Here is a 4,305-nt window from a genome sequence, read left to right on the forward strand (position 1 = left end):
TGATCCGGTGAGAAGCCGCGGCCACAGCGACTGATGCGGTAGCGAGTGCCGAGCCCCCGGGCCGAACGGGCCCGGCCCTGGAAGGAACCTCTTCCAGGGCCGGGCCCGTTCGGCCCGGGGGCTCGGCACTCGCTACCGCATCAGTCGCTGTGGCCGCGGCTTCTCACCGGATCAGAGTACTGAAATGTTGTTGCACGTGCCGACGACGTCGATGTCACCGGTGGGTGCGGTCACGTTGTCGTTGACCGTGCTGCCGGTCTTCGTGTCGCACGAGCTGCTCTGGACGCCGACGCCGTAAGCGCTCGTGGCCCCTGCGGCGCCGATGATCATCGCGCCGGCCGCTACGGCCATGACAGCGGCCCTCTTGCCGATCTGCATGAGTTGGTGCCTCCCTTTAAGTTTACGCGAATTCCGTAGATGCCTTAAACGGCGAAGGCAATCAGCCAGGGAACCGGGGACGATTCAAGCTTCACTCGACCGCCGAAGTGAGGACATCTTCGTCGATTCCCCCTCATGGCCCGGTTCCATGAACGCGGCCCCCGGCGGGATTTTATCCCCGCCAGGGGCCGGGCGCGAAGCCGTCACGAACTCATCATCCGCAGTGAATGGGGTTCATGTCGCAGTCGTTTCGCTGGCTGCCTTGACCTCCCGGCATGGCCCTTGGTGCCCGAATCATTGTCGGTGGCGCGGGCCTTCCAGGGCCGCGCCAGGCCCATCGACCGGGGAGGTGGTGCCGCGATCCCGCCGGAGCGGGCACGCGGCACCCGCTACCGCATCAGTAGCTGTGACCGCGGCGGTTCGACTTCTTGCTCTTCTTGCCCTTGTTGTTGTGCTCGCGCACGTTGGGCTGCAGCGCGATGTTGGCGCACTTGCTGCCGATGGCGATGTCACCCGTCGGCGCCCCGGCACCGACGTTGGTGGTGGTTCCGGTCGCGGTGTCGCAGTCGTTGGCCTGGAACACCGAACCGGAGTTGGTGAAGTTGATGCAGTCCGAGCCGATCGACGTGTCACCGGTCGGCGCGGCACCGCCCATGATGGCGGTGGTGCCGGTGCTCGTGTCACACGAGTTGGCCTGGACGCCGCCGTTCGAGCCGACCAGGGGGCCGAAGCCGTAGGCGCTCGCGGCTCCCGTGGTGCCGATGACCATCGCGCCGGCCGCTGCGGCCATGAGAGCTGCCTTCTTGCCAATCTGCATTGGTTGGTGCCTCCATTTAGGTTCTCCGCGAATTCCGCAGACGCCTTAACAACGAAGGCAATTGGCGAAGGATCCGGGGCCGATCCCAGCTTCACCCGTCCGCCGCAGTAAGGATATCTTCGCCGTTGCGTGCTCAACACCCCGTAAGAAAGGGCTCCATGAACGCGGCCCCCGGCGGGAGTTGTCCGCCGGGGGCCGTGTGCGAGGCCGTCAGGAACTCATCTTCCGGAGCGGGTTCCGCTGTTCCCGCTGCTGCTCCGCTTGCCGTTCCCTCCGTCTCCGGAGATGTTGGCGCAGGTGGTCTCGGTGGTGACCTTGGGTCCAGGGGCGAGCGGCGAGATCGTGATGGGTCCGATCGTGGAGTTGGTATCGCACTTGTTGCTCTGCTTCAGTGCTCCACCGGTCTTGCTGTAGTTGATGCAGTTCGTCCGGCTGGTGATATCGGGCGACCCGGCGAGACCCGCGTTAATAGTGATGGGCCCGATGGTGGAGTTGGTCCGGCACCGGTTGCTCTGCTCCACCACTCCCGACTCGGTGTAGTTGATGCAGTTGGTCTCGGTCGAGAGGTCTCCCGTCGGAGCCAGGCCGACGATGTTGATGGGACCGAGGACGGAATTCGTGTCACAGCGGTTCTTCTGGCTGCCGCCTTGGCCGCCGGATGCGGGCTGGGCTCCTGAATCGCGGTCGGTGGCGCCGGCGCTGCCCGCGCCGCCGATGGCCAGCGCACCTACAGCCGCCAGAAGCAACGCTGTCCTCTTGCGCCTGTGCATAAAGCCTCCATTGTGGGTTCTCGACGGTTATCCGCGAACATCTGACTAACGAGGGCAGTCGGCGATGGGTCCCCGGGCCGCCGCACCTCTACCCGTCCGGCGCATTAGAGACATCGTCAGTCTGCGCTGGCCGATTCCTCCTCGCAACGCCAAGGCGGCCCCGGACGAAGCAGTGTCCGGGGCCGCGATGGAAGCCAGAGATGCGTTCACCCTGCTTTTCTCATTCGGGGGAACACAGCGAACGTGGCTTGGGGTCAGCTGCCGTAGCTGCCGTGCTGCTCGGTGCCGTAGTTGCCGTGGCCGTCGCTGCGGAGTCCGTCACTGTTGTTGTTGTTGTAGCTGCTGCCACCGGAGCGGACGTACGAGGTCGCCTTGGGGTAGGAAATGTTGGAGCAGCTGCTGCCGAGCTTGATGTCGCCCGAGGGAGCGGCCCCAGCCGTGTTGCTGACGATGCCCGCCGAGGTGTCACAGTCGTTGCTCTGGAACGCCGAGCCGCCGTAGTCGATGTTGATGCAGCTGGAACCGATTTCGATGTCACCGGTGGGCCCTGCCACGGAGGGGTCCAGGATGGTGCCGACGCGCGTGTCACAGTCATTGCTCTGGACGCCGCCGCCACCGCTGGCGGCGGACGCGCCGGTGGCGCCGGCGAGCACGATCGTGCCGGCGGTGGCGGCCAAGAGGGCGGCCTTCTTTACGATGTTCACTTAATTCCTCCCGGTGGGTGTCTGCCGCGGAATCACGGACATCCACGTCAACGACGTAAATCTGTAAAAGCTTCGGGATGGCTTTCACCTTCACTCATCCGGCATAATTAGTCGCCCCTTTGCCTCGTTCGCCTTGCGCCTTCCGGCGGGAGAATCCGGCTGATCGGACCAGGGATGACGGGCGGGCGCGGAGGCTTTTATGCGAATTGTGAAAGGGGCGCCGTCAACGCCACGCGAAACCGGAATCCCACCGTCCGGGTTGTTCGGCGGGCCGAACGGGTGATATATCCGGGCGTCCCGGCGCAGGACTGAATGAGGCTCGGACCACAGACGGCTTCGCCGAACCGCACGCGCGGCCTGTGTTCGCGCCGCTACGGTAAGTGCGCGAGAACAGTCGCCGGGGGGACGGCGAGCGGACGGCCGGGAGGCGGGAGGAGACAGACATGGGGCACTCACGAGCTGGCGCGGGTGGCGGCACTCCTGCCGAGCATCTGGACGGGCTTCTCGCCCGTGCGCAGAACGGCTTCGAGATCGACGAGGCGGTGCTGGGCCGGGCCCGTGTGGCCCTGATGCACCAGTCCGAGCTGCGCTCCTGCCGGCAGTGCAACGAGCCCGCCGGTCCGCTCGGCTACAGCACCTATCGCCATATCTTCCTGCTCCCCGACGGCAGCAGCCTGCTGCTGTGGGAGCTGGAGCACAACACCGGCCCGGACCGCCGCCCGCTCTTCGAGGTCTACGCCGACGAGGACGCCCTGGCCCTGGCCGAGCGCCGGGTGCACGAGCGGATCGGCGGCGCCCGCTGGGACGAGCTCGAGGGGTTACCGCTGTGGCTGCCCGAGCAACTGCTGCACGCCGTCGCGCCGGTGGAGACCCCGCGCGCGTACGTGGCCGAGGACTCGGCCGACCACGCCCGCCGCGTGCTGCGTCGCGCGGAGAACCCCGACCGCCCCGGCGTGGACACCGAGCAGCTGCTCGCCACGGCGTTCGCCCATGACATCGCGCTGGCCCCGAAGCCGCGCCGCCGCCCCGGCGGCCCCGACGCCACGTGGTGCCGCTTCTACGAGCATGCGTTCCTCCTCGCCGGCGGGGACGAGATCGTCCTGTGGGAGCTCGAGCACAACCTGACCGCCGACGGGCGGCTGGTGTGCGAGGTGTATCTCGACGAGGTCTCCGCCGAGCTGGCGGCGGACCGCCACGCCCGCGCGCTCGGCGTCGACCTCTGACGCGCACCCGTCTCCGCCTCGGTCCCCGTTTCCGTCCCGGTCCTGGTCCCCGTCCTCGTCTCCGTCCTCGTCCCCGCGCCGTGTTCTGACGCACCCACCTGGCCGACACCGGCTCGCCCGACGCCCCGTCACCCGGGAGCCTGGTGGGGTGCGTACGAACCCGCGCATGAGACGGCAGACAGGGCCATGAGGCGGCGCACGGGGCGCCGTACGAGACCGCGTGCGCCCCGGCGCGGGGAACCACAGCGCGCGGCCGAGCCCCGCGCGGACGTGGCCCGCGCCGACGGACCCCGCACGGCCGACGGATCCCGCACGGCCGACGAGGCGCCCGTGGGCGGTTCCGGCCGCCGTTTCACGCCCTGGCTCCCCGGTGTTCTGATCGTGGGCGGGGTCGCCTTCGACCTCGGCACCCC

General features: G+C 67.9%; 5 protein-coding genes and 1 pseudogene. 2 read left to right on the forward strand and 4 right to left on the reverse strand.

Going from position 1 to position 4,305, the window contains the following annotated elements; genetic code table 11:
• Window positions 1–171: 171 nt before the first annotated feature.
• The 4 genes from CCN51_RS41885 to CCN51_RS41900 all read right to left on the reverse strand — a co-directional run bounded on the left by CCN51_RS41885 (window position 172) and on the right by CCN51_RS41900 (window position 2,669).
• Window positions 172–378, reverse strand: coding sequence for a hypothetical protein (locus CCN51_RS41885; protein ID WP_014178326.1), 207 nt, complete (start codon window positions 376–378; stop codon window positions 172–174).
• A gap of 397 nt (window positions 379–775) precedes the next feature.
• Window positions 776–1,168, reverse strand: coding sequence for a hypothetical protein (locus CCN51_RS41890; RefSeq protein WP_014178327.1), 393 nt, complete (start codon window positions 1,166–1,168; stop codon window positions 776–778).
• A gap of 245 nt (window positions 1,169–1,413) precedes the next feature.
• On the reverse strand, window positions 1,414–1,965 hold the full coding sequence (locus CCN51_RS41895) for a hypothetical protein (RefSeq protein WP_043487342.1): 552 nt from the start codon (window positions 1,963–1,965) through the stop codon (window positions 1,414–1,416).
• A 254-nt stretch (window positions 1,966–2,219) separates the two neighbouring features.
• Window positions 2,220–2,669 (reverse strand): hypothetical protein, encoded by a 450-nt coding sequence (locus CCN51_RS41900; RefSeq protein WP_014178329.1) that lies wholly within the window; start codon window positions 2,667–2,669, stop codon window positions 2,220–2,222.
• Between the two features lie 443 nt (window positions 2,670–3,112).
• Between CCN51_RS41900 and CCN51_RS41905 the strand changes: the two genes are divergently transcribed.
• A complete protein-coding gene (locus CCN51_RS41905) occupies window positions 3,113–3,892 on the forward strand; it encodes a DUF6227 family protein (RefSeq protein WP_014178330.1) in 780 nt (259 codons plus the stop codon).
• 186 nt (window positions 3,893–4,078) lie between these two features.
• Window positions 4,079–4,305: pseudogene (locus tag CCN51_RS56715) on the forward strand (hypothetical protein); the annotation flags it as partial.

This window comes from Streptomyces milbemycinicus (assembly GCF_002154605.1).
GTDB classification, from domain to species: Bacteria; Actinomycetota; Actinomycetes; order Streptomycetales; family Streptomycetaceae; genus Streptomyces; species Streptomyces milbemycinicus.

What these genes read in the sequence shown, in the direction of transcription:
- CCN51_RS41885 (WP_014178326.1), bottom strand. Translation starts at nt 378, where the DNA reads ATGCAGATCGGCAAGAGGGCCGCTGTCATGGCCGTAGCGGCCGGCGCG.
- CCN51_RS41890 (WP_014178327.1), bottom strand. Translation starts at nt 1,168, where the DNA reads ATGGCCGCAGCGGCCGGCGCGATGGTCATCGGCACCACGGGAGCCGCG.
- CCN51_RS41895 (WP_043487342.1), bottom strand. Translation starts at nt 1,965, where the DNA reads ATGCACAGGCGCAAGAGGACAGCGTTGCTTCTGGCGGCTGTAGGTGCG.
- CCN51_RS41905 (WP_014178330.1), top strand. Translation starts at nt 3,113, where the DNA reads ATGGGGCACTCACGAGCTGGCGCGGGTGGCGGCACTCCTGCCGAGCAT.